Genomic DNA, 26377 nt, shown 5'->3' with positions numbered 1-26377 from the left:
TCATTCCGGCGTATGCTTCGCCCACCGCACCGCCTGTTCGAAGCCGTTGGCAAGGCCGGCCATCTTGACCGACTGCCAGTGACAATATTCGTCGAGCAGACGTTCGCTTAGCCAGAAGAGCCCCCTCTGATGCTCATCGGCGCGACCGATGAGGCCTGCATCCTGGGCGCGGGCGAAAATGCGTCTGATATGGGTGTTCGAAATCATGTAGTGCGTGGCGAGTTCCGAGAGGCTCGCTTCGAGCCAGACCTTGCCATCGACGGGATCGAGGCTTTCCGGCCGCGACATGAGATCGTCCAGCAGCAGCCCGCCGCACTCGGTCCAGACGAAGGCGGCCACGGCTTCCGGTGGCTCGCTCCAACGTTGGTCGGCGAGCAGCAGGCGAGTGGCGATCGGCTGGGCGCGCTCGAAGATGGTCCGGTCCGCCTCGACGCGCTGGACGCGGCCCTTGTCGTCGAAGCGGTCGAGCGTACCCATCTGGCTCATGAACCAGCGCAGCATCGCCCCTTCGCTGGTCTCGGTCGGCTCCAAGGGCCGCACCTTCTTTCTGGCGCGACCGCCATCGACATCACGAAGCAGCTTGTAGGTCAGCAGCTCGGCGATGAAGGCGGCGGCGGTGTTGCGGCTGGCGCCGCCCATTTCGTGCATGAACTTCAGGAGCCGCGCGGTCGTGATGCCAGTCTCCGGGTTGGTCGGGTCGCGCTCGAGGTGCAGCGTGTAGACGGCCTGGCTCAGCGTCCATTTCTGGTGGGAGGCGACGAGACGGCCGACCCGCGGGAAGATATCAAACACCGACATCAGATCGCGACTGCTCGCCTGCAGGATCGTCCGGAAGTTCGGATGATTGCGAAAATCTTCTGCGGTGAAGGCAGGGGCACCGGCTTGCGCAAGCCCCTCATGCTCTGCCACGACACGCATTTGCTGCGCTCACCCCCATGCTTGCGCGGCGCGCCGGATGCTTGAAATTCAAGTTGCCCGGTCGCCAATCGCCACTCAGCCTCACCCCTTTATAGTAGGAGTAGCTTGCGCATAACGTGTGAACAACCGATTTTGTTCAAAAGGGGCATCTGACGTTCAGTCGTCAGACGCCCCGTTCGATTGCTGGATCTCGATCACTGCACCAGTACCGGCGGCTGGCACTTGACACCGGTGACGCGCACATCGGCTTCGCCGACCCGGACGCCGACCAGCAGAAGCAGGTTGTAGAGCAGATCGTCGACCGGCTTGGTGACGCCACCCAATGTCTGGGCCAGTGCCTGCTGCACGACCGTCGGGCTGCCGAGCGTCAGGAACAGAACCTGGATGTTGAGATCGAGATTGTTGAGCAGTGTTTGGGTCGTGGAGGTGAGGATATCCTTCGTGGAGACGCTCTTGATCGATCGAGCGGCGATCTCGGACGGGCTGAAGTTCAGGCGTGAGGCCTTCAGGTTTTGTGCCTCGACATGAGCGAGCGCATCGATCTTGACGACGAGGGCATCGACGAGGCGGGCCCTTTGCACGCGGGCATCGGACGAGAGGTTCGAAAGCACTGTCGGATCGACGTCGCCGATGGCGATCTCGGCAATGCCCGGCACCGCATCCACGCTGACCGCCGCATTTTCCGGGGTGCCGCCGTAGCAGCGAATGTCGGCAAGCTTCGCCTCGGCATAGGCGAGTTCGACGTAGATCGGCAGTCTGATGCGGATGCCGGCGAGGGCCGCCAGGCCATCGACGTTGACTTCGACGGCGAGGCGGGTTTGTGCGGTGCGGACGGCCGCGCCCGGCGTTCCGAGGCGATGGCTTGGCGTTTCGACCGGCGGCTCGCCGATCGCGAGCTTGACCTTGGCAGACGCGATGCCCGGAAGCCCGGTCACGGCGTTGAGCGCGATCTGGTTCTCACCATTGGCGATCGCTGCCGCTGCGGAGACGATCTGCAGCGCGCTGACCTTCATCGCCCAGTCGGAACCGGCATCGATCTGCAGGCTCTTCTTCGGATCGAGGTTGAGGATCTGCGCCAGCGTCACGGTCTTCTTGTTGTTTGCGGTCGAAAGCTCGATGCTCTTCAGTGCCGCCGTCACGGTTCCCGACAGGCCCTGGACGAGCCGCATCGAGGAGAGCAGCTGCGGCATGGTCAGGTTGGCTTTCAGCACGTCCTCATAGGAGGCGGCGGTCAGGTTCAGCTTTGTCGAGACGATCTTCAGGAACGGCTGGACGTCGATGTCGGCATCGATCAGCGCTTCGTAGTCCATGACCTTGAGGGAGATAGTCGTGCCGAGCATCTGGCCGAGGATCGAATTCAGCAGCGCGCCGTTCAGGCTGGCGAGGCGCGAACCGACAGAGAAGGCGGCAATCTTGGAGCTGGCCGCCGTGCCGATGACGCTGAGATCCGGCGGCGCGCTGAACAAGGAGGCAAGGAAGATTTCCCCCTTCTTTTCCAGCAGGACCTGCACGGCATCGGTCGGTGTCGCGTCCTTGACGAAACGTTGTCCGGCATCGACCGAGGGGTCGGGGACGTAGCGGCCGCGGGTCAGCGTCGCGACACCATCCACCTTGCCTGAGCCGACATCGCTCAACGGCAGCACCTTGCCGTCGACCGTCATCAGCCCGCTCGGCGTTGCCACGGCATAGTTGAGACCGTTGTTGGAGAAATGATTGAGAACGGCCTTCTCGGCCAACGAGATGTTGGCCGCCGCCGCGATCGCGGCAAGGTCAGCCGTCGACTGCATCTCGCGTTTCTGCACGGTCAGATAACCGTAGTCGATGCCGAGCCCCATGGAGGCAACGACCAACGGCATGACCAGTGCGGCGGAGATGCCCACGTTTGCGTCCCGCGATCGGAGCAGCCTGCGCAGTCGCGTTGTTTTCCACGACATGTCAGACCCCTCCCACGCGAATGGTTGCAAAGCGCTCGATATCGCTGCTCGGCATCGCGAATGTGAAAAGATTAAAAATCGGCAGGTCTGCGGCGTCGTATTTGATCCGAACGGTGAACTGGTTGGTGTTGTTGGCGTCGTCCTTGACGGTCACGACCATGCGAGAGGATTTGATGAAGGCCTGGTCCATGGTCGTGCGCTGGATGTAGTCGGTCGCAAGGCGTTCACGTTCACTTTCCGACAGTCCAGCGATGGCTGTGCGCGCGGCATCGGCGGCGATCTGCTGTATGGAATGGGCTGTGCTGAGATAGATGCCGTAGGCGATCAAGGTCAGCACGCAAAGGAAGAAGAGCGGCGCTATGATTGCAAATTCGATTGCAGCGGCGCCGTCTCGGCCGCCTAAAAGGCGCTTGAAGTTGGACATTGCAGCATCTCCGCGTACCCACGTTGCTGTATTTTTTCGAATGTCCCTGCACCCGTACGATGCCCCTCAAACGTTAATTTTTTCATACCCCGATAAGTTGTTGAATCTGCGCCGATTTCGCAGATGTTGCAAAAAATGTATCTTCAGTTGAATTAGTGTTTATGAAAATTAGCGCGTTTTACCGGCGCGAAGGGTGGCCGATGTGCGGACGGCAATGAAACTGATCCGCCGGGGGTGCGCTCAGTCCTGGCGGGGTGCTGAACGGTATTGTTCCAGCTGCCGGTTGAGGGTTGCGAGGTCGGCGCGTAGCTCCGAAATCTCGCGCAGCAAGACGTCGTCGACCTTGTGGTGCAGGGCGATCAGTTCGACTTCCGATTTCAGATTGACCTCGTAGTCCTTGGATGCGGCGAAGCGGTCGCGTTCGGCCTGGCGGTTCTGCGACATCATGATGACCGGCGCCTGCAGTGCGGCGAGCATGGAAAGCACCAGGTTGAGGAAGATATAGGGGTAGGGGTCGAACGCACCGGTGATGAGCAGCACGGAGTTCACCAGGACCCAGCAGACGAGAAAGCCGCAGAAACCGATGATGAAGCTCCACGAGCCGCCGATGCGGGCGATACTGTCGGCAAGCCTGTCGCCGAACGAAAGCCCGGCCGTAAAGGCTGCATGTGAATCGGTGGCAAGGGTGCGCCGATCGCGGGCGTGCGCAAGTATGCGACGTTCGATTTCGCCAAGCTCGTTCAGCGGCTTGCCGAAAAGCTGTTTTGATATGTCGTTGAAATGCGGCATTGCGATCTCCGGTGTTGGCGTGAAGCCAATCTAGAGCGCAGGGGCCGCAAGGAAAATCAGGCGGGGCCGGAAAATGCGGAGGGCCGGACCGGATTCAGCCGGTCCGGCCCTCATGGATCAGTGGCTTTCAGCCGCGCTTGCGAAGAGCTCGGCGTGGGACTTGAAGAACCGGTCCGTCGAGAAGCGTTTTCCGAACATCATGTCGTGCTGCAGGAAGCGATAGTCACGCAGCAAAGCAGGCACCTTCGGCTGACGCGACCACTCGGCGACTTCCTTGCCGTTCTTGCGGATCAGCATGTAGCGGTCGACGACGCGGAACTGGTCGTGAACCTTGCCGAGGAACCCAGTATAATAGGGGTGCTCGTAGCCGGACTGCTTTAGGATCGTGTAGGAGAGGAAGGCCGGGCTGATGCTGCCGACGTTCTTCTTCGGTCCGGTCTTGTTCGACCAGACGACCAGCGGCGTTTCATGCTGCGCCTTCATCTGGTCCTTGGAACCTTTGCGCTCCGCGGTGACGCCCTTCATGTAGCCGGTATTGGTGTAGACGGTGTTCAGCGGCGGCAGATGGTCGCCGAAGAGCACGATGATCGTTTCGCGATCGCGTTTCTTCGCCCAGTCCATCAGCCTCTTCAGGCTGTCGTCGGCTTCCTTGATCCCTTGCGCATAGGTGGCGAGCACCTGGCGGTCGCTTTCGGGCAGGTCGCCTTCGATCTTGATGGTGTTCTTCGCGTAGCGGTTCGCCTCATAGGGACCATGGCCCTGGAGGGTGACGGCGAAGAAGAAGAACGGATCGTCCATTGCATCGGCCTGGCGGATGATCTCGTTGGTCAGCGACTCGTCTGAGGCGAAGATGCCGCGCTTCTGCATCGGCGGCATGTTCTCCTCCGACTTGAACGTGTCGAAGCCGAAGGCCTTGTAGACGGCGGTGCGGTTCCAGAACCAGCTCTGGAAGGGATGGATGGCGCGCGAGACGTAGCCTTCGCCACGGAAGAAGGTGGCAAGCGACGGGATCGGGTTGCGGATGTACTGCTGGTACGGAATGCTGCCATAGGGCAGGAAGGCGTTGGAGAAGCCGGTCAGCGCCTCGAACTCGACATTGGCGGTCATGCCGCCGAATTCCGGCGAGAAGACGTTGCCCGACTGCATCTCGCGTATCGTCGGCATCGGATCGGGCGAGAGCTTGACGTTCGGCAGGCGGGTCGGATCCCAGAAGGACTCGCTCATCAGTACGATGACGTCGGGCTTGCCGCGGTGCGAGGTGCCGGCCGGAAGCGGCTTCACCGGAATGCGATCGATGGCATCGGCCATGTAGCCGGCGGGCGCGCTGACATTGGCCATCGGCAGATTGATGGCGAAGGCGAGTGCGAAGCCGTTGTGCTTATAGTTCTCGGTCTGGTCCCACATGATGGGGATGACCTTCAGGCGGTCACGGATCCAGGAGAACTGGTTATAATCCATGATGTTCCAGAAGGCGACGAGGAGCGGCAGCGCGAAGGCGAGCCGAGCCACGCGCTCGCGGGTCGTCAGCTTGGGGAAATTCCGCCAGGCAAAACGCAGCAAGAGCGCGATCGCGATGACCCCAGCGACGAGGCCAACGGCGATGCCGACGGCGGTCCAGGGTCGATCCTTCACGAGTACCGGCATCAATTCCATGATCTGGCGGCCGAACAGGAAATCTGTCGGATAGAGCGGATCGGACAGGAAGACCTGCTTCTGCTGGCAGATGACGGCCGGTATGATGGCAAGCGGCGCCATTACCACGGCCGACTTGTGCTCGCGGCCGAAAATGCCGTCGATGGCGAGCAGGACGAGGAAGAAGGCGCCGACCGTGGTCAATGCCGGACGCATGGGGTCGAGGAAATAGGCGACCGTATCGGACATCGACTGACGCACGACCAGTTCGACGACGAACACGAGAGCAGCTGCGAAGAAGAGGGAGAACAATGCGCTGCGGGTGCCCGCGAGCGTCTTGGCGTGCCGTGCGGTGAAGCCGGGTCTATCGACATAGACGCGCGAGCCTCTCGCGACAGCGGAATTGATACTAGCCAATATATTCTCCAATTCACAAATGTGTCGTGTAACTGTCATACGCTCGTCATTTTGAACAGGGGATGAATGGTTTCTTAACGGGAGTTGGGAACAGCTTTCCGTCGCGTGACGGCGCTGCAACTGCCCTTGATAAGAACCGGGAAAGACAGAATTTTTCGGATTTTTTCGTCTAGCGGCGATTGCCTGTGGGTATTTTCCCGCGGATTGCGCTAAAGAACACTGCGAAAGCCAGATGCAATCGCTCAGAAGAGACCGACAGGCCCGCTCATGACCGCTCACAAGACCGCCCCTTCGCTCCTGCGCATCGCAGTCGCCCAGCTCAATCCGACGGTGGGTGACATCGCCGGAAACCTGGCCAAGGCACGCGAGGCGCGCGCCGATGCGGCGCGCCAGGGCGCCGATCTCCTGCTTCTGACGGAGCTGTTCATCTCCGGCTATCCGCCGGAAGACCTGGTGTTGAAGCCGGCCTTCCTGAAGGCCTGCTTCCAGGCGGTCGAAAAGCTGGCGGCCGAGACGGTCGACGGCGGCCCGGGCGTCATCATCGGCTTCCCACGGCAGGGCAAGACCGGGCGGCACAATTCGGTGGCAGTGCTCGACGACGGCAAGGTCATCGCGGTCCGCGACAAGGTCGATCTGCCGAACTATGGCGAGTTCGATGAAAAGCGCGTCTTCGACCAGGGCGAGATGCCGGGTCCGGTGAATTTCCGCGGCGTGCGCATCGGCATTCCGATCTGCGAGGACATCTGGGGCGATCTCGGCGTTTGCGAGACGCTGGCCGAAAGCGGCGCGGAAATCCTGCTGTCGCCGAACGGCTCGCCCTATTATCGCGGCAAGGTGGACGTGCGGCATCAGGTGGTGCTGAAGCAGGTCATCGAGACCGGCCTGCCGATGATCTATGCCAACCAGCTCGGCGGCCAGGACGAACTGGTGTTCGACGGCGCGAGCTTCGCCTTCAATTCCGACAAGTCGCTGGCCTTCCAGATGAGCCAGTTCGAAGAGGCGATCAGCATCGTCGAGTGGAAGAAGGGCGAAAACGGCTGGCACTGCGACAGCGGGCTGAAGTCGCGCCTGCCGGAGCGGGAGGAGGCGGACTACCGTGCCTGCATGCTCGGCTTCCGTGACTACGTCAACAAGAACGGCTTCAAGAATGTCGTGCTCGGCCTTTCCGGCGGCATCGATTCGGCGATCTGCGCCGCACTGGCGGTCGATGCGCTCGGCGAAGAGCGGGTGCGCACCGTCATGCTGCCCTATCGCTACACCTCGCAGGAATCGCTGAAGGACGCCAAGGAATGCGCCGCGGCGCTCGGCTGCCGCTACGACATCGTCCCGATCTCAGAACCGGTCGAAGGCTTCCTCAGCGCACTCTCCGACATGTTCGAGGGGACCGAATCGGGCATTACCGAGGAGAACCTCCAGAGCCGCACGCGCGGCACGATCCTGATGGCGATCTCCAACAAGTTCGGCTCGATGGTTGTGACGACGGGCAACAAGTCGGAAATGTCGGTCGGCTATGCCACGCTCTATGGCGACATGAATGGCGGCTTCAATCCGATCAAGGACCTCTACAAGATGCAGGTCTATGCGCTGTCGCGCTGGCGCAACACGACGGTTCCGCCGGGCGCGCTGGGTCCTTCGGGCATCGTCATTCCTGAGAATATCATCGACAAGGCGCCGTCGGCAGAACTTCGCCCCAACCAGACGGACCAGGATTCGCTGCCGCCCTATCCGGTGCTCGACGATATTCTCGAATGCCTGGTCGAAAAGGAGATGGGAACCGACGAGATCGTGGCCCGCGGCCATGACGAAGCGACGGTTCACCGGGTCGAACACCTGCTCTACATCGCCGAATACAAGCGGCGGCAGTCGGCGCCGGGCGTCAAGATCACCAAGAAGAATTTTGGCCGCGACCGTCGCTACCCGATCACCAACCGCTTCCGCGACCGGGGATAGACGGTGAGCGCCTCCGGTGAAGGGCGGGACGGCAAGCATGGCGGTCCCCCGTTCCCGGACGAGGAAATTCGGCTGATCCGGCTGTGGTCGGTGAGCGACGTTTCCGCTGTAAGGCAGCTTTCGGCGCAGATTGCCTATTTCGCGACGCCGGCGGTCTTCGGCATCTATGGTCTTGCAACCGGCGGCGTCGTCATCGTCGGCGTTGCTTTCGTCTGCATCCTGCTGCTGTTGGCCTGGGGCCTCGTCTCAAGCGGGCGAGAGCAACGCCATTCCATCTTGATGCAGTCGGTCTGCGCCAAGGTCCTGGCGACGCTGAGAGCGGGCGAAGAACGTAAATAGCTGCTTCACTGCGGCGGGAGAACGGTATGCGCAGTTCCATCGAAACCCATGACATCGTTACCGGCGAAACGCGCGTCGTCTGGCAGACGGATCGGCTGGTCGAGGCGCCCAACTGGTCGCGGGATGGGACCCACCTCGTCATCAACGGCGATGGCCGCCTTTATAGCCTCGGCTTCGACGGTTCGGAGCCGACGGAGATCGATACCGGCTTTGCCACGCTCTGCAACAACGATCACGGCATCTCGCCCGATGGCGGCACGATCGCGATCAGCGACAAAACCGAGTTCGGGAAATCGGCGATCTACCTGCTGCCGGCCGAAGGCGGAACGCCGCGGCTCGTCACCCGCAATCTGCCATCCTATTGGCACGGCTGGTCGCCCGACGGGCAAACGGTGACCTATTGCGGCATCCGGGACCAGGTCTTCGACATCTACACGATTTCGGTCGATGGCGGCGAGGAGAGCCGCTTGACCCACGGGGAAGGGCGCAATGACGGGCCCGACTGGTCGGCGGACGGGGAATGGATCTATTTCAACTCGAGCCGCACCGGCCAGATGCAGATCTGGCGCGTCCGTCCCGATGGCAGCGATGTCACGCGGATCACCGACAGCCCCTATGGCGACTGGTTCCCGCATCCGTCGCCCGATGGAAAACATCTGCTGGTGCTCTCCTATGACGGCGACGTCTTCGATCATCCGCGCGACCTCGATGTCCGCCTGCGGCTGATGGACATGGACGGCGGCAATGCGCGCGTGCTGTTCGAGCTCTTCGGCGGGCAGGGAACGATGAACGTGCCCAACTGGTCTCCCGCCGGCGACCGCTTCGCCTTCGTTCGTTATCAGCCGGAAAGCTGAGACGAGGCGGCCTGCACGGAGCGCCGGCTGCCGCTTGCGCTCCCTTTGGTTTCGCCTGCGACTGCTGATTGTCGGTCGATTTGTCGATCGATTCAGGCGGTTGAAATCGTTAAGTATTTCATCACCAGCTTATTTAAGCCAAACTTCTAGTTTGGTCGCTAGGGTGCCGGCGTATCGGCTGCCATCGCCGAGCATTGCGCTTGCAGGAGTGCCCAAATGCTCGCCGTGGCCGGTGCGGGCGAGGGGGACTGGCGGTTGGACAAGACGTTGCGGTTGGCGAAGCGGAGCAGAACGGTTTGGGCGATTCATGCCGCCTGTACCCTGGTCGCCATCCTGATCATCGCGAGCCTCATCTTCGTTCTTGATCGTTCGGTCGCCGAGGCGGATCGCTTCGGCCTTTCGGCGGAGCGGCGGCTGGTGGCAAACGAACTGCGCCACCAGATGGATGCGGTCGTCCAATTCCAGGCGCAGCTCTCCTTCTGGGACAAAACCTACCAGGAACTGGCCAAAGGGCACGTCAGCGACGCCTTCGTTGCGGATGAACTGGCGGGCTGGCTGTGGGAAGACTACGGTTTCTCCTGGCTGATCTTCACGGACATCGACCACAACGTTTCGACGGTGTTGAAGGACGGCGTTGCGGTGTCGAGCGGGGCGGCCCGTGTTCCGCTCGAGGAGGTGGACGATCTGCTCGACGAAGCCAGGCGCCGCTACGACAACGCGCTCAGAAACAATCACGGCTCCTACGTGCTGGATGTGGTGACGCCGGACCCGCAATCGGTGATGCCGGCCGTGCCCGGAATTCACGCCGTGGACTTGCGTGAGATCGACGGGCGCATGAGCGTCGTGGTCGTGCAGGCGGTGATTCCGGAAACGCTGGCGATACCGGCGGAGCGTCGCGCGCCCGTGCTCATGGTTTCGGTGCGGCCGGTGACGCCGAAGATGATGCGCGAGATCGCGGTGCGGCTGGGTGTCGGGGGACTCGCCTTCGCGCCCCTCAGCGCGCGGCCGGAGGGCAGCGTCTATGCGTCCGTCGGGCGCTGCTCCGACGCATCCTGCCTCGTGGCGGCGTGGATGCCGAAGTCACCGGGCGGGTTCGTCCGGGCCGAGTTGTTGCCGAGCGTCATCGTGATGGCGATTGTGGCGGCGCTGCTGATGGCCTTCGTCGCCCTGCGCTTCTCGACGCTCTTTGCCGCCTTGCAGCACAGCGAGGCACTCAACCGGCATCTTGCCAAGCACGACCGGCTGACGGGGCTGCTCAACCGGAGCGGTTTTGACGACATGCTGGCGGCGGCGCTATTGAAGGTAAAGACGCACCCATTCACGCTCGTCTATGCCGACCTCGACGCGTTCAAGGCGGTCAACGACTGCCATGGTCATGCGGCGGGCGACGCCGTTCTGGTCGCCATGGCCGAGCGCTTCCGGAACCGTGCCGGTCCCAAGGGTACTGTCGCACGGCTCGGCGGCGACGAGTTCGCCATCATTCTCGGCGATTGCAGCGAGGCCGAGGCTCGCGGACTTGCGGCCGGGCTTGTCGCCGATGCGCAGACACCGGTCGGGTTCAATGGCCAGTTGCTCATCGTCGGCGGCAGCGCCGGCATCGCCTTTGCGCCGCGCCATGGGCTGACCGCGCGCGCCCTGCTGCTGGCTGCCGACGAAGCGCTCTATCTCGCCAAGCGGCGCGGCCGCAATCGCGTTGAAACGGCTGACGATACGGTCCTGCCGGGCGGAACCTCCGGCAACAGGCTCGTCCCCGGACCGAGTGGCGCTGGCGATCGTCCTACTCCGGCACGTTATAGGGCGTGATGACCACGACCGCCGAAAGCTGAGGGCCGACCGCGCCAGACGAAGCGCGGCCGTAGAGCATGATCGTGCGAAATGCCGTGCGCGCGTCGGTCTTCAGATCATGGTGCAGGACGAAATGAATGCGCCGCTCGCGCAGCAGCGCCAGATTGTCCTCGTCGAGGTCATGGGCGACGTAGAGCGCGCAGTGGCGGCCGAACCGGTCGAAGGCGGCCAGCACCGAGCGGTTGCCGCCGCCGATGGAATAGGCGGCATTGATGTCGGGGTTGGCGGCGAGTGCCGTGTCCGCCAGTGCACCGGTTTCGCTGTCCCGCCCATGGCCCTCGCTGATCTCGACGATCCGGATCGTCGGGTAGTGCTGGCGCAGCACGCGGCGAAACCCGATTTCCCGCTCTTCCTCGCCGCGGAAGCGGCCGCTCGACAAGGTGACAAGCACGGTTGCCGACGCGCCGGCGAAGCGCTCGCCGATCAGATAGGCGGCGGTTTCTCCGGCTGCCCTGTTGTCGGCGCCGGCATAGGCGGTTCGCTGGGAATGGGGCAGGTCGGTCACCAGCGTGACGACGGGGATGCCGCTCGTCTCGAAGCGCGCCACGGCGCCGACGATCTCGGGCACATCCGGCGCCTTCAGAACAAGCCCGTCGGTTCCGCGCAGCCGGATGCGATCGAGCAATTGGACGATCTCCTGCGGACGCATCGTCTCGGCGAAATGGAAGCGGCAGCGAAAGCTCGTCGGCGCCAGCGTCATCGCCTCGCCCTCGAACGCCCGCCGCACCGCGTCGGTAAAACGTTCCGGCGCCTCCATCACGATGTCGATCGCGAACTTGCGGCCCTGGATGTCGAGCCCCGCCTGCTGCTTCTCCAGCTCTGCGATGGCCGCGCGAACCCTGGCGATGGTCTGCCGCCTTACGCCCGGGCGTTCGTTGAGCACGCGATCGACGGTCGCGGTGCTGAGGCCGGCCTGAAAGGCGATGTCCTTGACCAGAAACGGATGGGCCATCGCCGCTGCTCTCCTGATGGATTTTTGATGGCTTCTTGCTCTATATCATGTTTTGCCGCCGCCTATAGTCGTGCTCATCAAGATGTTCCAGAGGAGGAAACGGGATGAAGACCGACGACGGTGCGAGGCAGCGGGTGGAGCGTGTCTGGCTCACCGAAGAGGCCTGCGATATCGAGGCGTTCCGGGCGGAAGTCGAACGGCGCACCAACCTGGCCGACTATCCCTATGCAGCAGGCTGCGACAATAACGTGCTGGTCTACAACAGCGCCGACCTGATTGCCGCCTGCGGCAATGCCGAGACGCGGCGGGCGGTGCTTGCCGAAATCTGTGAAGCGCTGGCGACCGGCCCGGGTGTGGCGGTCTTCAAGCGCGCCTTCGCCGACACGGCCGCAATCGACGTCGCGAGCGCCGTCTTCGACGAGATCATCGAGGAGCAGCATCGCAGCAACAGCGGCGGCGGCGATCACTTTGCCAAGCCCGGCGCCAACGATCGCATCTGGAACTCGCTGGAAAAACATTGCCTGAAGGCGCCGGAGAATTTTGCGGCCTATTACGGCAATGCCATCATCGCGCTCGTCAGCGAGGCCTGGCTCGGACCGAACTATCAGATGACGGCGCAGGTGAACCGCGTCAATCCGGGCGGTGCGGCGCAATCGGCACATCGCGACTATCATCTCGGCTTCCAGACCTCCGCGGTGATCGAGCGATATCCGGTTCATGTGCACAAGCTCTCGCCGGTGCTGACGCTGCAAGGCGCGGTTGCCCATTGCGACATGTCGCTCGAAAGCGGGCCGACGCTGTTCCTGCCCTATAGCCAGACCTATGTGCCGGGCTATCTGGCGCTCAACCGGCCGGAGTTCCGCGCCTATTTCGACACGCACCACGTGCAGCTTCCGCTCGAAAAGGGCGATGTCGTCTTCTTCAATCCGGCACTCTTCCACGCGGCCGGCAACAACCGCTCCGCCGATATCCGGCGCGTCGCCAATCTCCTGCAGGTGTCCTCGGCTTTCGGCCGGGCGATGGAGACGGTCGATCGGCTGACGATGAGCGTTACGCTTTACCCGGCCTTGAAGACGTTGCTGGCGAAGGGCAAGCTGACCGAGGCGGAAGCCGCCAACGCCATCGCGTCCTGCGCCGAGGGCTATTCCTTCCCGACCAACCTCGACCGCGATCCGCCGTTCGGCGGCCTGGCACCGAAGACGCAGGCGCAATTGATGCGCGAGGCACTGGCCGCGGGAACGAGCGAGCAGGACTTTCATGCGGCACTCGATGCGCAGGCGCGGCGCAAGCTGAGCTGACGGTTCAGTCTCACATTGGGCGGGCTCCCGGTGCGTTGCGCTCGGGGGCCGTACCTGTTTCACACGATCATTTCCGAGGGAGGAATTCGATGAACGGACAGATGCAAGGCAAGATCGCCATCGTCACCGGTGGCACGCAAGGACTGGGTGCAACGATTGCCGGCCTTTTCGCCGAACGCGGCGCCGCCGGTATCGTCATTTGCGGGCGCAATGCCGCCAAGGGGCGCGCGAAGGCCGAAGAAATCGGTAAGGCCAGCGGCACGAAGGTGGTCTATGTCGAGGCCGACCTGGAAAAGGTGGACGATGCCCGCAAGGTCGTTGCCGCCTGCGATGCGGCGTTCGGCCGGATCGATGCGCTGGTCAACGCTGCCGCCATTACCGATCGCGGCACGATCCTCGACACGACACCGGAACTCTTCGACCGCATGTTCGCCATCAATGTACGGGCGCCTTTCTTCCTGATGCAGGAGACCGTGAAGGTGATGCGGCGCGAGCGGACCGAAGGCACGATCGTCAATATCGGTTCCATGTCGGCGATGGCCGGGCAGCCCTTCATCGCGGCCTATTGCTCGTCGAAAGGGGCTCTCGAAACCTTGACCAAGAACACGGCTTACGCGCTCTTACGCAACCGCATCCGCGTCAACGGCTTGAATATCGGCTGGATGGCATCCGAGGGCGAAGATCGCATTCAGCGCGAGTTTCACGGCGCCGCCGCGGATTGGCTGGAAAAGGCGGCCGCCAGCCAGCCGTTCGGCAGGCTCGTCGATCCGGCGGAGGTGGCGCGCGCCTGCGCCTATCTGTCTTCGGCCGAATCCGGGCTGATGACCGGATCGGTGATTTGCTTCGACCAGTCGGTCTGGGGCGCCTATGACGGTTCGCCGCATCCGGTGGCGCCGCTTTAGATCACGATCCTCGTAAGTTGGAGCGGGATGCGGGCGGAAAACCGCCGGCACTTTTCCTCACCCGCCCTGACCGGTGCTTGTCTTTCCCTGGCGGCTGTGCCCTTATGGCGCCGTCAGGTGCCCGCGCGAGCGGGAGAATCGGGAATCCGGTGTCATTCCGGAACGTGCCCAACGCTGTGACGGGGACGGTCGCCTCAAGGAACCTTGAATAAATGATTCAAGGTTTTGCCACTGGATCTTCAATCGATCTGGGAAGGTGGGGCGACCGGTTGAACCGAAGTCAGAAGACCGGCCTGGCGAGATAGACCGAACCCCGCGTGGACGGCGGGAGGTTTTCGCATTGTTGGGGATCGAACGATGCTGACTGAACCGAAGGGCGGCCTTGCGGCTGCCGGTGCCTTTTCGCTGCAAGAGCGGGAGGCCGTCTACCGCGCCATCGAAACACGCCGCGACGTGCGCGACGAATTCCTGCACAAGCCCTTGCCCGACGAGTTGGTGAAGCGGCTGCTGACAGCGGCGCACAGCGCGCCGTCCGTGGGTTTCATGCAGCCATGGAACTTCGTGCTGGTGCGGGCGCCGGAAACGCGCGAACGCGTCTGGCAGGCCTTTCGCCGTGCCAATGACGAGGCGGCGCTGATGTTTGCGGAGGAGCAACAGGCCAAGTATCGCTCGCTGAAGCTCGAAGGCATCCGCAAGGCGCCGCTCAGCATCTGCGTCACCTGTGACCGCACGCGCGGTGGCGCCGTCGTTCTCGGCCGCACGCACAATCCGCAGATGGATGTCTATTCAACGGTTTGCGCCGTGCAGAACCTGTGGCTTGCGGCCCGCGCCGAAGGCGTCGGCGTCGGCTGGGTCAGCATCTTCCACGAGGCGGAAATCAAGGCGATCCTCGGCATCCCCGATCATATCGAGATCGTTGCCTGGCTCTGCCTCGGCTATGTCGAACGCCTCTACCAGCAGCCCGAACTGGCGGTGAAGGGATGGCGCCAGCGCCTGCCGCTTGAAGAACTGGTCTTCGAGGAAGGCTGGGGAACGGCAGCGACGGATCGTACCGACATCAATTCTGGACCGGTTGATAGGCCGGTCCCTTCGGGTGCTTGAGGTCGATCGAGGTTTCTTCGTTGGGCAGGAAGGTCGGGCCGACGACGCGCACCTTGTTCTTGGACGGATCGTAGGGGCGCTCCTCGGGCGGCGCCTTTGCGGTCGTGGCATCGGCCGGCTTCTTGGTTTCGATCACCACGATCGACGACTGGTCATCACCGGTCATCGTACCGGTCGCTTTCGGTGAGGTCGCGGCCGTCTGTGGTATCTGGCAGCCGCACATGCCGGGTTTGCTGATGCCGCGGGTGCGATAGGCGAAGGCATTGGGCATTTCGGTATAGGGCCGGCCGGTCACGGCCGAGACCATCTGTTCGCTCTCCTCCGTGTTGAGGTCGTGAAAGTAGAGCTCCGTTTCGGCGCCAGGGCAGCGCGCCCGGCACGCCTGTTCGTCCCGCGGGAAGTCGGCGGGCGTCGCATCCGAGGAGATCGGGAAGAAGGCGCCGTCGCAGGTGCGCACGCACATGGTCCGCAAGGTTCCGCGATAATAGCCGTCCTGCGGCGCATAGCCGTCTTCGCCATGCCCAAGCATCGGCCCATAGGCATCGTCAGGCGGCAGGTCGGCAACGATGTTGCGGTGCGTCTCCGGCTCTTCGGGTTCGACGGTCGCAAAATAGTCGCGGTCGCTGTAACAGCCATTGATCTCGAGCGCGGCGACGATACGGCGACGGGTGTCTTCGCTGCCGCCGGCGACGATCTGCTCACGCTCCGATTTCAGCATGCGCAGATTGTCTTCCATCTCGGCGATGAGGCTGTTGAGCTCGCCGCAGCCGTCGGGGTCGCCGCCATCGAAGGTGGCGACGCTGCCGCCACCACAGCCCGCGCGCCGGCGATCGTTCTTCGCCCGGCGCAGCTCGATGTTCTGGCGCGAGATGGCGCTGGCATAGTCGCGGGCGTCGGCATTGGTGGCGACGATGTCGGACATTTGCGCAAGCCGGGTATTCAGCCGGTCGCACACGGTCGATGCCAGCGAAGGATCGGCACCGACCAGAGCCAACGGCACAAGCGCCGCAGCGACGTGTTTCAAGCGCGGGAACACGGGCGAAGTCTCTTCCTGCCGCCGCACGATGCCAACCTTCTGCTATGGGCGGTTGCCGGCGGCAATTCCTGTTTCACCTCCATCATAGAGCTTGTCGGTGATCGTGCAACGACAAGCGGCGGTTTGCGTTAACGGGTCCGGCCGGCCGAAGCGCTCAGGCGGCGCGGGCGGTTTCCAGCGACATCGGACGTTCCAGAACGGTGCCTTCGATGGCGGCAACCGCCTTCATGCGCTGAAGCAGGTTCTCGGTTACTTCCCAGGCGACGGCAACGGCGAAGACCGAGCCGATGCGATGCGGTTCGGCGATGCGCTCTCCCGGGCATCCCATGCGGCGGAACATGCGCTCCAGGAACACGTCGGTGACAGTGACGATATGGCTGATGCCGGAGGCGAGACCGAGCTCGCCGACGCCGCACATCAACTCGGCGGCCGCGACCGTGACCTGGTTCGAGGCGCGGTCTTGGGAAATGTCGGGCTCGATGCAGAATCGGCTCGATTCCCAGACCGAAGCGCTGCGGATTTCCGGGTTGTCGCCGAGCAGGATCGGGAAGGTATCGTCCAGCATGTTGGGGCCAAGCGTCGGCAGCAGCCGGAGCGCGCCGCGCAGGCGACCGGTGTCGGGGGCGTAGGACAGAACGTAGAGCGGGTTCGCCTTGTCGTAGTTGTCGATTTCCCACTCACCGTCGGTCTGAACATCCCATTTCAGGAAATCGTGAAAGACGCGCTTGCGCAGCCGGAACATCTCGTCGACGGCCTGCGGGTGCTGTGCGCGGGTCTTTCCGTTCAGAATCCTGATCATCTTTTTCTCCATCCTTGTTTTGGGATGGCCGGATGCTGTCAGGCTGGCGACGGTCGCGTAACTGTCGGTAGTGACAGTTTAAATCAGTGATATCTCCCACTAGATTTCGAGGGGTTTTGGGAGAGAGCCTACTGCATGTCTCCTCAAATCGACCTCGATTTAAGGACAAAGACATGCAGCAAATCAAAGTGCTACAGCGACCTTTGCGCGTCTCATAAGACGCGCGGCGCTGTAGGCGCGGCCGGCGTCAAACGGTGGGGATCAGCGCATGGCGGACGGCCTGGGCAACCGCCTGCGTATTGGAGACGACATTCAGCTTGCGCCTCGCATTGGTCATGAAGAAGCGCACGGTGCGCTCGGAAATGCCGAGAATCGTGGCGATTTCCCAATAGCTCTTGCCGGCGGCGGCCCAGGTCAGAACCTCGGTTTCGCGACCGGTGAGGCGCTCGCGCGCCGAGAACGCTCCGGGCATTGCGGCGTGCTCGAGCATTGCGGCATGGAAGAGGTTGGCCGCAAGCTGGAAATCGCGCAGATGCTGGCGCCGATAGGCCGTCCATTCGTCGGCCGGCATGTTGACGTTAAGTGCAAGCAGCGCCATGCGGCCGGCAGGCGAAGGTAGCGGCAAGGCGACGCCTTCGGTCGAAAGGCCGATCTCCTGCGCCGCCTGGAACAGGGGCTCGCAATCCGGAAAACGTTGCCGCGCCATCGTCCACTCCACCGGGCGGACGCCGCCAAGTGCGAGTTTCAGGATGGGATCGATTCTGTGAAGGCTGCGCGACCGGTAGATTTCGGCTGCATAGGCACCGAATGTGTGATGCAGGCGGCAGATCTTCAGCTCGTCGGCGTAGGGCTCGGCTTCAAGGTACAGAAGATGAGCGATACGGAAGGTCCGGCGCATCAGCGTAAAGAAATGAGCGGGCTCGACACAGCCCCCGCATTCCAGGATTTCCAGCATGTCGAGGACAGCCTGTTGCTCAGTCATGCCACAACACCGAATCTCGTCCGAGGTTGCAGCATGGTTAGGGGTTCACCTTTTGTCCAGCGCAATCTTACCCGTTTGGAGTATAATACCAGCTCTGCAATCTTCGGTTGCTGCTGATGGCGGCAGGCGCAGCCGCTCAGAACGCAATCGATGATTCCGCTGGGATCCCCGGGCCTTGGAGCGCCGCGTTCGGAGATTGCGCGACGCTTGGATATGGCATTGGGGGCGCCGGTCTGGCGCCCGGTATCCGCGAAGATCGATGGCGATCTCCGCGGCTTCATGTCAGCCCGGATGGCTGGCTTCGACGACCGCAAGCGCCGCCATGTTGACGACACCGCGCGACGTGACCGAAGGCGAAAGGATGTGTGCCGGCAGCGCCGAGCCGAGCAGGATCGGGCCGACATGCAGGCTGTCGGTCATGGTCTTGACGACGCCGAGTGTGATGTTGGCGGCATCGAGATTGGGGAAGACCAGCAGGTTGGCTTCGCCCGGCAGGCTGCTGTCCGGCATGACGCGCTGGCGCAGCGCTTCCGAGATCGCCGCATCGCCGTGCATTTCACCGTCGACTTCGAGGTCGGGCGCGAGTTCCCGCACGAGCTGGAGCGCCTTGCGCATCTTGGTGGCGCTCTCCGAATCGCGCGAACCGAAGTTCGAATGCGAGACGAGGGCCGCACGCGGCGTGATGCCGAAGCGGCGGATTTCCTGTGCCGCCATGACGGTGGTCTGGGCGATCTCCTCGGCACTCGGGCAGTAGCTCACATAGGTATCGGTGAAGAAGGTGGCGCCGCGCTGCGAGATCAGCAGGCTGAGCGCGGAGAAGTCGAGCACGCCCTCGCGCTTGCCGATGATCTGCGAAACGTCGCGCATGTGGCGGGAATAGCGGCCCTCGACGCCGCAGATCAGCGCATCCGCTTCGCCGCGCTTGACGGCAAGCGCGCCGATCACGGTCGTGTTGGTGCGCACGATCGTACGGGCGGCTTCCGGGATCACGCCCAGGCGGCCGACGAGCGAGAAATAGTCCTCGACATAGTCGCGATAGCGCGGATCGCCTTCGGGGTTGACCACTTCGAAATCGACATCGGGACGGATGCGCAGGCCGTAACGGCGCAGGCGCGTCTCGATGATCTGCGGACGGCCGATCAGGATCGGGCGGGCCGTGCCTTCTTCGAGCAGAACCTGGGCGGCGCGCAGCACGCGTTCGTCTTCGCCTTCGGCAAAGATCACGCGGTTCTTCTGGGCGTTTTTCGCCGCAGCGAAGACCGGCTTCATGATAAAGCCCGAGCGGAAGACGAAGCGGTTCAGCTTGTCGAGATAGGCGTCATAGTCCTGGATCGGACGGGTGGCGACGCCGCTTTCCTCGGCCGCCTTGGCAACGGCCGGCGCGATGCGCAGGATGAGGCGCTGATCGAAGGGCGAGGGGATCAGGTAATCCGGGCCGAAGACCGGGGTCTCGCCGGAATAGGCGCGGGCGGCAACGTCGGACGGCTCCTCGCGGGCAAGGCCGGCGATGGCGCGGACTGCCGCCATCTTCATTTCTTCGTTGATGGTGCTTGCGCCGCAATCGAGCGCGCCACGGAAGATGTGCGGGAAGCAGAGAACGTTGTTGACCTGGTTCGGGAAGTCCGAGCGGCCGGTGCAGATCATCGCATCCGGACGGGCGGCACGGGCAGCCTCCGGCATGATTTCCGGCGTCGGGTTGGCAAGCGCCATGATCAGCGGCTTCTCCGCCATCTGCACCAGCAGGTCCGGTTTCAGCACGCCGGCGGCGGAAAGCCCGAGGAACACGTCTGCGCCACCGATGCTGTCGGCAAGCACGCGGTTGTCGCTCTCCTGCGCGTAAACGGACTTCCATTCGTCCATCAGCACTTGGCGGCCCTTGTAGACGAGGCCTTCTAGGTCGTGCACCCAGATGTTCTCGCGCTTGGCGCCAAGCGTCACGAGCAGGTTGAGACAGGCGAGCGCGGCGGCGCCGGCGCCCGACGTGACGATCTTTGCCTTGGCGATGTCCTTGCCGGCGAGTTCGAGGCCGTTGAGGATGGCGGCTGCGACGATGATGGCGGTTCCGTGCTGGTCGTCATGGAAGACCGGGATCTGCATCTTTTCGCGCAGGCGACGCTCGACCTCGAAGCACTCGGGCGCCTTGATGTCTTCGAGGTTGATGCCGCCGAAGGTCGGTTCGAGCGCCGAGATGACTTCGACCATGCGGTCGATGCTCGAGGCATCGATCTCGATGTCGAAGACGTCGATGCCGGCAAACTTCTTGAAGAGAACCGCCTTGCCTTCCATGACCGGCTTCGAGGCCAGCGGCCCGATATTGCCGAGGCCGAGCACGGCCGTACCGTTGGAGATGACGGCGACCAGGTTGGCGCGGGCGGTGAAATCCGCGGCCGTTTCGGGGTTGTCGCGGATGGCGATGCAAGGGGCGGCGACACCAGGCGAATAGGCAAGCGCCAGGTCACGCTGGTTGCCGAGCGGCTTGGTGGGCTGGATTTCGAGCTTTCCCGGGCGAGGGTAACGGTGGAAGAAAAGCGCCTGCTGATCGATATCGCCGCTGGCCGGACCGGTTTGGGATTTCGTTTTGTCGCCCGTATTCATTCTCTCACATTCCTCATTCGTGGTCGTGCCTTTTGGCATGAATTCGGAGCAAGGTACAGTTTTGCCGTGCTGATTTCGGCGGCCAGATGGGCGGCAAGACGCTCATGTCATCTTCCTGAAACACGAGTCTGGTTTTCACGGGGGCAGAAAGCGTAACTGAAGACGAGGCTGGCATGACGGCGCAGCAAGACAACTCCGTACGAAAGCTCAGGACGTTGTTCATCTCCGACGTCCATCTCGGGTCGAAGGCCGCCAAGACGGACTTCCTGCTCGATTTCCTGCGGCATCATGAAGCGGAGACGATCGTGCTCGTCGGCGACATCGTCGACGGCTGGCGGCTGAAACGCAGCTGGTACTGGCCGCAGAACTGCAACGACGTCGTGCAGAAGCTTCTGCGCAAGGCGCGCAAAGGCGCCCGCATCGTCTATATTCCCGGCAATCACGACGAATTCCTGCGCGATTTCCCGGGCGTCCATTTCGGCGGCATCGAGGTGGCGCAGCGTTACCTGCACAGGGGCGCGGACGGCCGCAACTATCTGGTGCTTCACGGCGACGAGTTCGATGTCGTGGTGCGCAATGCCCGTGTGCTCGCCTATCTCGGCGACTGGGCCTACGACACGGCGATCGCCATCAATATCGGCCTGGCCGCAATCCGCCGCCGTCTCGGCATGCCCTATTGGTCGTTCTCCTCCTGGGCCAAGCTCCAGGTGAAGCACGCCGTCAACTTCATCGGCGAGTTCCAGAAGGTGGTTGCCGAGGAGGCCCGTCGTCACGACGCCGAGGGCGTGATCTGCGGACACATCCACCACGCCGTCATCGAGGACATCGGCGACATCCGCTACATCAATACCGGCGACTGGGTGGAAAGTTGCACGGCGATTGCCGAGCATCATGACGGGACGATGGAACTCATCACCTGGCACCAGATGCGTGGCGGCGCCGTTGAAAGCGAAGCCTCCGGTGAAGCCGACAAGCTGCTTGCCCAATTGCTGACCCAGCGCGCCGCCTGACCGGAGGGCGACACTTCGGCTCCTGTCGCGAAAACTAGGTTATGGCGAGGCCTGCCGGGGCTGTGCTAGAGATCGGGTACAGCCATCAGGTCAGCCGATGATTCCCACCTCAGCGCCCGCATCCGTGGGCCCTCCGCCGCGCCATTTCGCGCTTCGCATCGCCTTGCTCTTCTGCGCGCCGCTGATCGTCAACGGCTTCGCCATGCCGTATTTTCCGATGTGGCTGAGCACGCTCTCGATGACCGACTTCGAGATCGGCGTGGTTCTGGCGCTGCCGATGTTCGTGCGCGTCATCACGGCGCCGATCGCGGGCGTCATCGCCGACCGCCTGGGCGAGCGGACGATCGTGCTGATCTGGTCCGGCTTCCTGTCGCTTACGACCGCACTGGTGCTGTTCTATTTCCGCGACTTCTGGCCGGTGCTGGTCATCTACACGCTGCAATCGGCGGTCTACTCGCCCTATGTGCCGATCGTCGAGGCGATTGCGCTCTCCGGCGTCCGGCGCTGGGGCTTCGACTACGCCCATATGCGGCTCTGGGGCTCGGTCGCCTTCATCGGTGCGACGATGCTCGGCGGTTGGATGGTCGGTATTTTCGGCAGCGACATGGTGCTGCCGGCGATGGCGATCGGCTTCGGCCTGACGATCGCCATGGCCTACGCGGCGCCGCGCGTCGGCAAGCCGCGCCGGCCGTCGCCGATCACCGCGCTCACCGAGCCGCCGCCGAAGTCGCTCAAGCAGCTCGACCTGCAACTGCTCCTGATCGGGGTGACATTGGTGAACGCCAGCCACGCGATGCTGTTCGCCTTCTCGGCGATCTACTGGCAGCAGATCGGCTACAGCGGCACCGAGATCGGCCTGCTCTGGAGCGCGGGCGTGGCGGCCGAAGTCACGATGTTCATCTTCGCCAAGGCGATCAGCCGCCGCTTCAGCGTGTGGGTGATGATCCTGTCGGGCTGTTCGCTTGCGGTGGTGCGCTGGATCATCTTCCCGATGAATCTCGGCTTCAGCGGCTATTTCGTCCTTCAGTGCTTCCACGCCTTCACCTACGCGATCATGCACACCGGCATGCAGCACAAGCTCGTCGAGCGGGTGGTGGAATCCCAGGAAGCATCGGCCCAGGGGCTCTATTTCTTCTACACCGGCATCTTCACTGCGATCTTCACCTTCCTGTCCGGCTATTTCTACGCCTGGTATGGAGTGAACGGCTTCTATTCGATGTCGGTCGTCGCCTTTGCCGGTTGCTGTTTCGCGGTTACCGCTTGGTATCTTCAGCCCCAGAGACGCGGCTCCGGGGGGAAGACGAGCGAAGCCTCGTAGCGCAGACCCGGTGTGCGATCTTCGGCGAGCAGCAGCGGCCCGTCGAGGTCGACGAAGTCAGCACCCTGAGCGACGAGGATCGCCGGCGCCATCGCCAGCGAGCTGCCGACCATGCAGCCAACCATGACCTTGAGGCCGAGGGCTGCTGCCTGATCGCGCATGCGCAGCGCCTCGGTGAGGCCGCCGGTCTTATCAAGCTTGATGTTGACCGCGTCATAGCGGCCGACGAGGGCGGCGAGGTCCTCGGTCGCGTGCACGCTTTCATCCGCGCAAATGGGGACGGGGCGGGCGACCGTCGCCAGTGCCTCGTCGCGCCCGGCCGGCAGCGGCTGCTCGATCAGGTCGATCCGTTCCTCGGCGCAGATCGCGAAGTGGTAGGCGAGCGTGTCGGGCGTCCAGCCTTCATTGGCATCGAGGATGATGCGGCTCTCAGGCGCCCCGGCCCGGACAGCGCGGATGCGCGCGGCATCGTCCGAGGTACCGACTTTGATCTTCAGCAGCGCACGGTGGGCGTATTTCGCCGCCTGTTCGCGCATGGCATCCGGCTCGGCGAGCGACAACGTATAGGCGGTCGTCAATGCATCGGGTGAGGCTATGCCCGCAAGCGCATGAACAGGCTCGTTTTTCTGTTTGGCTTCCAGATCCCATAGGGCACAATCGACGGCGTTTCGCGCGGCACCCGGTTTCATCTGACGCTGCAATTCGACACGGGTCAGGCCGCTTTCGATGCGCGGGCGAACGGAAGCGATCTCGGCCAGCACCGAATCGATCGTTTCGCCGTAGCGGCCGTAGGGCACGCACTCGCCGGAGCCGGTGTGGGTGCCGTCGCTAATTCGGCACGTAACGACGCTTGCCATCGTCTTGGAGCCGCGCGAGATCGTAAAGGTGCCTGCAATCGGGAAATGTTCCACTACGGCATCGAGAGAAAGTGACATGAAAGCGCCTCCGGCGCGCAATCTGAGGGTCCGACATTGCCGCCAACCGAACGTGCGGGTGACAGCTACGGTGCGAGCCGTTATGACGGTGTAAGGATTTACGAATCTTTACAGCGCCGCGCGTCCGTGGGACACGCAATGGTCGCTGTAACACTTTAGGTCTGCTGCATAATTTTGTCCTTAAATCGATTCCGGTTTAAGGAATTATGCAGTCGCAATTCAGGAAAACCGAAGCCACGTGTCGCCATCCGCCCGCAAGCTTACCGCCGATGTTGCGCTGGCCGAAAGTGCCGGCGGGCGAAGCTATGTCTTTACCGGCGCCTGGCGGCATGAAACCGCCGAGGCGATGGCAGCGAAGCTCGACGGTCTTGCAGGCAAAAGCGACGGGGTCGCGCAGTTCGATCTCTCTGGCGTGACGGCAATGGACACGGCCGGTGCGTGGGTCATCCGGCGGTTCATGACCCGTATCGCCGGTCCGTCCCGGGATGACATCCATTTCGCCGAAGGCGGGCAGCGCTATGTCGAGCTGATCGATGCCTTGCCGGCGGAATTGCGCGCGCCCGAGAAAGGCAGCGAGCGGCTGCCGTTGTTCCAGCGCATTTTCGCTCCGGTCGGCGAGGTGATGGTCGCGACCTGGGACGACGTCGTCGCGGCGATGTACATCCTCGGTTCCGCGGTGCGCGGCGCGCAGCTCAAGCTTGGGCGACACAGCGGCGTCTCGCCAGCGGCGATCGTTCATCAGATCGACCGGATGGGCGTGATGGCGGTGCCGATCATCACGCTGATGTCGTTTCTGATCGGTGCGATCATTGCGCAGCAGGGCGCGTTCCAGCTCCGCTACTTCGGTGCGGAAGTCTTCGTCGTCGATCTCGTCGGTATCCTGCAATTGCGTGAAATCGGTGTTCTCCTGACGGCGATCATGATCGCCGGCCGTTCCGGCAGCGCCATCACCGCCGAGATCGGCTCGATGAAGATGCGCGAGGAAGTGGACGCGCTGAAGGTGATGGGACTGAGCCCGATCGGCGTTCTCGTCTTTCCGCGCCTCGTCGCGCTCACCGTCGCGCTGCCACTGCTGACGATCATCGCGAACTTTGCCGCCTTGACCGGCGCCGCCCTGGTCGCCTGGGGCTATTCCGGCATCACGATCCCGACCTTCCTTGCACGCCTGCAGGAAGCGGTCGATTTTTCGTCTGTCGCGGCCGGCATGATCAAGGCACCGTTCATGGCGCTCATCATCGGCGTGGTGGCTGCGGTGGAGGGACTGAAGGTCGGCGGCAGCGCCGAATCGCTCGGACGTCACGTGACCTCTTCGGTGGTCAAATCGATCTTCGTCGTGATCCTGATCGACGGGCTCTTCGCCATGTTCTACGCAGCAATCGATTTCTGAGGCGAGGAACAACGTGAGCGCAATCGAGAAACGACACGAGGAAGACCAGGCAACGGAAGCGAATGGCCGCGAGTCCGTGCTTTCCGTGCGCGACCTGACGGTGGGCTTCGGTTCGAACATCGTGCTCGACAAGCTGAACCTTGAAATCTACCGCGGCGAGATCCTCGGTTTCGTCGGTGCTTCCGGCACGGGCAAGTCAGTGCTGATGCGCACCGTGCTGAGGCTGCTGGCGAAACGAGCCGGCAAGATCGAGATCCTGGGCGCGGACTACGACAAGATCACCGAAGCCGAGCGCATCGCGCTCGACATGCGCCTCGGCGTTCTCTTCCAGCATGGCGCGCTCTTTTCGGCGCTGACGGTGCGCGAGAACATCCAGGTGCCGATGCGGGAATATCTCGACCTGCCGCAAAGGCTGATGGACGAACTGGCGCGGGTGAAGATCGAACTCGTGGGCCTGGCGCCGGAAGCGGCGGAAAAATATCCATCCGAGCTTTCGGGCGGCATGATCAAGCGCGCCGCCCTTGCTCGTGCGCTGGCGCTCGACCCCGACCTGGTTTTCCTGGACGAGCCGACCTCGGGCCTCGATCCGATCGGGGCTGCGGAGTTCGACGAGTTGATCGCCAAGCTGCGCGACACGCTGGGATTGACCGTGTATATGGTGACTCACGACCTCGACAGCCTCTTTTCCGTCTGTGACCGCATCGCGGTTCTCGGCAAGAAGAGGGTTCTGGTCGAGGGGACCGTCGAAGACATGCTGGCCTGCGATGACCCCTGGGTGCAGTCTTATTTCCGTGGCAAGCGGGCTCGATCGATCGTACGCCACGATCAATGACCGGAGCATGCCGCGCTCAAGTGAATGGCTTGGTGCGGAAAGAGGCGCCGGAAACGAAGTGCAGGAGCGTCCCTCGTGCGTCATTGGACGCACGGCGCTCGAAATGAACGCGGTTTTGGCGCCAAGGC

22 protein-coding genes and 1 riboswitch are annotated in these 26377 nt (G+C 63.0%); of the genes, 11 read left to right on the top strand and 11 right to left on the bottom strand.

What is annotated here, in order from left to right; all coding sequences use genetic code 11:
• The 5 genes from QM996_RS08005 to QM996_RS07985 all read right to left on the bottom strand — a co-directional run bounded on the left by QM996_RS08005 (nucleotide 1) and on the right by QM996_RS07985 (nucleotide 6114).
• On the bottom strand, nucleotides 1–918 hold the full coding sequence (locus QM996_RS08005; RefSeq protein ID WP_500269976.1) for a hypothetical protein: 918 nt from the start codon (nucleotides 916–918) through the stop codon (nucleotides 1–3).
• Between the two features lie 194 nt (nucleotides 919–1112).
• Nucleotides 1113–2852 (bottom strand): Tad domain-containing protein, encoded by a 1740-nt coding sequence (locus tag QM996_RS08000; protein ID WP_500269975.1) that lies wholly within the window; start codon nucleotides 2850–2852, stop codon nucleotides 1113–1115.
• Between the two features lies 1 nt (nucleotide 2853).
• Nucleotides 2854–3276: a TadE/TadG family type IV pilus assembly protein gene (locus QM996_RS07995; RefSeq protein WP_500269974.1), complete on the bottom strand. Its 423-nt coding sequence runs from the start codon at nucleotides 3274–3276 to the stop codon at nucleotides 2854–2856.
• Nucleotides 3277–3516: 240 nt separating this feature from the next.
• Nucleotides 3517–4065 carry a DUF1003 domain-containing protein gene (locus tag QM996_RS07990; protein ID WP_500269973.1) on the bottom strand — a complete coding sequence of 183 codons (549 nt, stop codon included), beginning with the start codon at nucleotides 4063–4065 and terminating at the stop codon, nucleotides 3517–3519.
• Between the two features lie 117 nt (nucleotides 4066–4182).
• Complete coding sequence (locus QM996_RS07985; protein ID WP_500269972.1) at nucleotides 4183–6114, bottom strand: LTA synthase family protein; 1932 nt, start codon at nucleotides 6112–6114, stop codon at nucleotides 4183–4185.
• 267 nt (nucleotides 6115–6381) lie between these two features.
• Between QM996_RS07985 and QM996_RS07980 the strand changes: the two genes are divergently transcribed.
• From QM996_RS07980 to QM996_RS07965, 4 genes are all read left to right on the top strand, one after another.
• Nucleotides 6382–8064 carry a glutamine-dependent NAD(+) synthetase gene (locus QM996_RS07980; protein ID WP_500269971.1) on the top strand — a complete coding sequence of 561 codons (1683 nt, stop codon included), beginning with the start codon at nucleotides 6382–6384 and terminating at the stop codon, nucleotides 8062–8064.
• A gap of 3 nt (nucleotides 8065–8067) precedes the next feature.
• Entirely contained in the window at nucleotides 8068–8403 is a 336-nt protein-coding gene (locus QM996_RS07975) for a hypothetical protein (RefSeq protein WP_500269970.1), read from the top strand.
• 26 nt (nucleotides 8404–8429) lie between these two features.
• On the top strand, nucleotides 8430–9257 hold the full coding sequence (locus QM996_RS07970) for a TolB family protein (protein ID WP_500269969.1): 828 nt from the start codon (nucleotides 8430–8432) through the stop codon (nucleotides 9255–9257).
• 216 nt (nucleotides 9258–9473) lie between these two features.
• Nucleotides 9474–11060: a sensor domain-containing diguanylate cyclase gene (locus tag QM996_RS07965; RefSeq protein ID WP_500269968.1), complete on the top strand. Its 1587-nt coding sequence runs from the start codon at nucleotides 9474–9476 to the stop codon at nucleotides 11058–11060.
• Here QM996_RS07965 and QM996_RS07960 read toward each other — a convergent pair.
• Nucleotides 11035–12054 carry a LacI family DNA-binding transcriptional regulator gene (locus QM996_RS07960; protein WP_500269967.1) on the bottom strand — a complete coding sequence of 340 codons (1020 nt, stop codon included), beginning with the start codon at nucleotides 12052–12054 and terminating at the stop codon, nucleotides 11035–11037. The two genes, QM996_RS07965 and QM996_RS07960, sit on opposite strands and share 26 nt — an antisense overlap.
• A gap of 104 nt (nucleotides 12055–12158) precedes the next feature.
• Between QM996_RS07960 and QM996_RS07955 the strand changes: the two genes are divergently transcribed.
• The 3 genes from QM996_RS07955 to bluB all read left to right on the top strand — a co-directional run bounded on the left by QM996_RS07955 (nucleotide 12159) and on the right by bluB (nucleotide 15355).
• On the top strand, nucleotides 12159–13352 hold the full coding sequence (locus QM996_RS07955) for a phytanoyl-CoA dioxygenase family protein (RefSeq protein ID WP_500269966.1): 1194 nt from the start codon (nucleotides 12159–12161) through the stop codon (nucleotides 13350–13352).
• An 89-nt stretch (nucleotides 13353–13441) separates the two neighbouring features.
• Nucleotides 13442–14254 carry an SDR family oxidoreductase gene (locus QM996_RS07950; protein ID WP_500269965.1) on the top strand — a complete coding sequence of 271 codons (813 nt, stop codon included), beginning with the start codon at nucleotides 13442–13444 and terminating at the stop codon, nucleotides 14252–14254.
• 98 nt (nucleotides 14255–14352) lie between these two features.
• Nucleotides 14353–14565, top strand: a riboswitch (cobalamin riboswitch).
• A 46-nt stretch (nucleotides 14566–14611) separates the two neighbouring features.
• The gene (gene bluB / locus QM996_RS07945; protein ID WP_500269964.1) at nucleotides 14612–15355 is read left to right on the top strand and encodes a 5,6-dimethylbenzimidazole synthase; all 744 of its coding nucleotides are present in this window, start codon (nucleotides 14612–14614) and stop codon (nucleotides 15353–15355) included.
• On the opposite strand, the gene QM996_RS07940 is transcribed toward bluB, so the two are convergent.
• From QM996_RS07940 to QM996_RS07925, 4 genes are all read right to left on the bottom strand, one after another.
• Nucleotides 15312–16418: a DUF2865 domain-containing protein gene (locus QM996_RS07940; protein ID WP_500269963.1), complete on the bottom strand. Its 1107-nt coding sequence runs from the start codon at nucleotides 16416–16418 to the stop codon at nucleotides 15312–15314. The genes bluB and QM996_RS07940 overlap by 44 nt on opposite strands.
• A gap of 127 nt (nucleotides 16419–16545) precedes the next feature.
• Entirely contained in the window at nucleotides 16546–17190 is a 645-nt protein-coding gene (locus QM996_RS07935; RefSeq protein ID WP_429815626.1) for an acyl-homoserine-lactone synthase, read from the bottom strand.
• 247 nt (nucleotides 17191–17437) lie between these two features.
• Nucleotides 17438–18172 (bottom strand): helix-turn-helix transcriptional regulator, encoded by a 735-nt coding sequence (locus tag QM996_RS07930; protein WP_500269962.1) that lies wholly within the window; start codon nucleotides 18170–18172, stop codon nucleotides 17438–17440.
• Between the two features lie 282 nt (nucleotides 18173–18454).
• Complete coding sequence (locus QM996_RS07925; RefSeq protein WP_500269961.1) at nucleotides 18455–20767, bottom strand: NADP-dependent malic enzyme; 2313 nt, start codon at nucleotides 20765–20767, stop codon at nucleotides 18455–18457.
• A gap of 173 nt (nucleotides 20768–20940) precedes the next feature.
• Between QM996_RS07925 and QM996_RS07920 the strand changes: the two genes are divergently transcribed.
• Both QM996_RS07920 and QM996_RS07915 read left to right on the top strand, forming a co-directional pair.
• Complete coding sequence (locus QM996_RS07920; protein WP_500269960.1) at nucleotides 20941–21777, top strand: UDP-2,3-diacylglucosamine diphosphatase; 837 nt, start codon at nucleotides 20941–20943, stop codon at nucleotides 21775–21777.
• 97 nt (nucleotides 21778–21874) lie between these two features.
• Nucleotides 21875–23095, top strand: a complete 1221-nt coding sequence (locus QM996_RS07915) for an MFS transporter (RefSeq protein WP_500269959.1) — start codon at nucleotides 21875–21877, stop codon at nucleotides 23093–23095.
• Here the strand turns inward: QM996_RS07915 and dgcA are convergent.
• Nucleotides 23047–24030 carry a dipeptide epimerase gene (dgcA, locus tag QM996_RS07910; protein WP_500269958.1) on the bottom strand — a complete coding sequence of 328 codons (984 nt, stop codon included), beginning with the start codon at nucleotides 24028–24030 and terminating at the stop codon, nucleotides 23047–23049. The two genes, QM996_RS07915 and dgcA, sit on opposite strands and share 49 nt — an antisense overlap.
• Nucleotides 24031–24268: 238 nt before the next feature.
• Here dgcA and QM996_RS07905 point away from each other — a divergent pair, with 238 nt between their 5' ends.
• Nucleotides 24269–25417: an ABC transporter permease gene (locus QM996_RS07905; protein WP_500269957.1), complete on the top strand. Its 1149-nt coding sequence runs from the start codon at nucleotides 24269–24271 to the stop codon at nucleotides 25415–25417.
• Nucleotides 25418–25439: 22 nt separating this feature from the next.
• Nucleotides 25440–26249: an ABC transporter ATP-binding protein gene (locus tag QM996_RS07900; RefSeq protein ID WP_173518140.1), complete on the top strand. Its 810-nt coding sequence runs from the start codon at nucleotides 25440–25442 to the stop codon at nucleotides 26247–26249.
• The last annotated feature ends 128 nt before the right edge of the window (nucleotides 26250–26377 follow it).

The sequence above is a fragment of the Sinorhizobium chiapasense genome (genome assembly GCF_045277575.1).
In the GTDB taxonomy this organism is placed as follows: Bacteria; Pseudomonadota; Alphaproteobacteria; order Rhizobiales; family Rhizobiaceae; genus Ensifer; species Ensifer chiapasense_A.
The sequence above is the reverse complement of the archived record's forward strand: the minus strand, read 5'-3'. Positions and strand labels throughout refer to the sequence as shown.

Coding starts and splice junctions, on each gene's coding strand:
- QM996_RS08005 (WP_500269976.1), bottom strand. CDS start 918: ATGCGTGTCGTGGCAGAGCATGAGGGGCTTGCGCAAGCCGGTGCCCCT.
- QM996_RS07955 (WP_500269966.1), top strand. CDS start 12,159: ATGAAGACCGACGACGGTGCGAGGCAGCGGGTGGAGCGTGTCTGGCTC.
- QM996_RS07915 (WP_500269959.1), top strand. CDS start 21,875: ATGATTCCCACCTCAGCGCCCGCATCCGTGGGCCCTCCGCCGCGCCAT.
- QM996_RS07970 (WP_500269969.1), top strand. CDS start 8,430: ATGCGCAGTTCCATCGAAACCCATGACATCGTTACCGGCGAAACGCGC.
- QM996_RS08000 (WP_500269975.1), bottom strand. CDS start 2,852: ATGTCGTGGAAAACAACGCGACTGCGCAGGCTGCTCCGATCGCGGGAC.
- QM996_RS07950 (WP_500269965.1), top strand. CDS start 13,442: ATGAACGGACAGATGCAAGGCAAGATCGCCATCGTCACCGGTGGCACG.
- QM996_RS07965 (WP_500269968.1), top strand. CDS start 9,474: ATGCTCGCCGTGGCCGGTGCGGGCGAGGGGGACTGGCGGTTGGACAAG.
- QM996_RS07980 (WP_500269971.1), top strand. CDS start 6,382: ATGACCGCTCACAAGACCGCCCCTTCGCTCCTGCGCATCGCAGTCGCC.
- QM996_RS07925 (WP_500269961.1), bottom strand. CDS start 20,767: ATGAATACGGGCGACAAAACGAAATCCCAAACCGGTCCGGCCAGCGGC.
- QM996_RS07960 (WP_500269967.1), bottom strand. CDS start 12,054: ATGGCCCATCCGTTTCTGGTCAAGGACATCGCCTTTCAGGCCGGCCTC.
- QM996_RS07990 (WP_500269973.1), bottom strand. CDS start 4,065: ATGCCGCATTTCAACGACATATCAAAACAGCTTTTCGGCAAGCCGCTG.
- dgcA (WP_500269958.1), bottom strand. CDS start 24,030: ATGTCACTTTCTCTCGATGCCGTAGTGGAACATTTCCCGATTGCAGGC.
- bluB (WP_500269964.1), top strand. CDS start 14,612: ATGCTGACTGAACCGAAGGGCGGCCTTGCGGCTGCCGGTGCCTTTTCG.
- QM996_RS07920 (WP_500269960.1), top strand. CDS start 20,941: ATGACGGCGCAGCAAGACAACTCCGTACGAAAGCTCAGGACGTTGTTC.
- QM996_RS07995 (WP_500269974.1), bottom strand. CDS start 3,276: ATGTCCAACTTCAAGCGCCTTTTAGGCGGCCGAGACGGCGCCGCTGCA.
- QM996_RS07935 (WP_429815626.1), bottom strand. CDS start 17,190: ATGATCAGGATTCTGAACGGAAAGACCCGCGCACAGCACCCGCAGGCC.
- QM996_RS07930 (WP_500269962.1), bottom strand. CDS start 18,172: ATGACTGAGCAACAGGCTGTCCTCGACATGCTGGAAATCCTGGAATGC.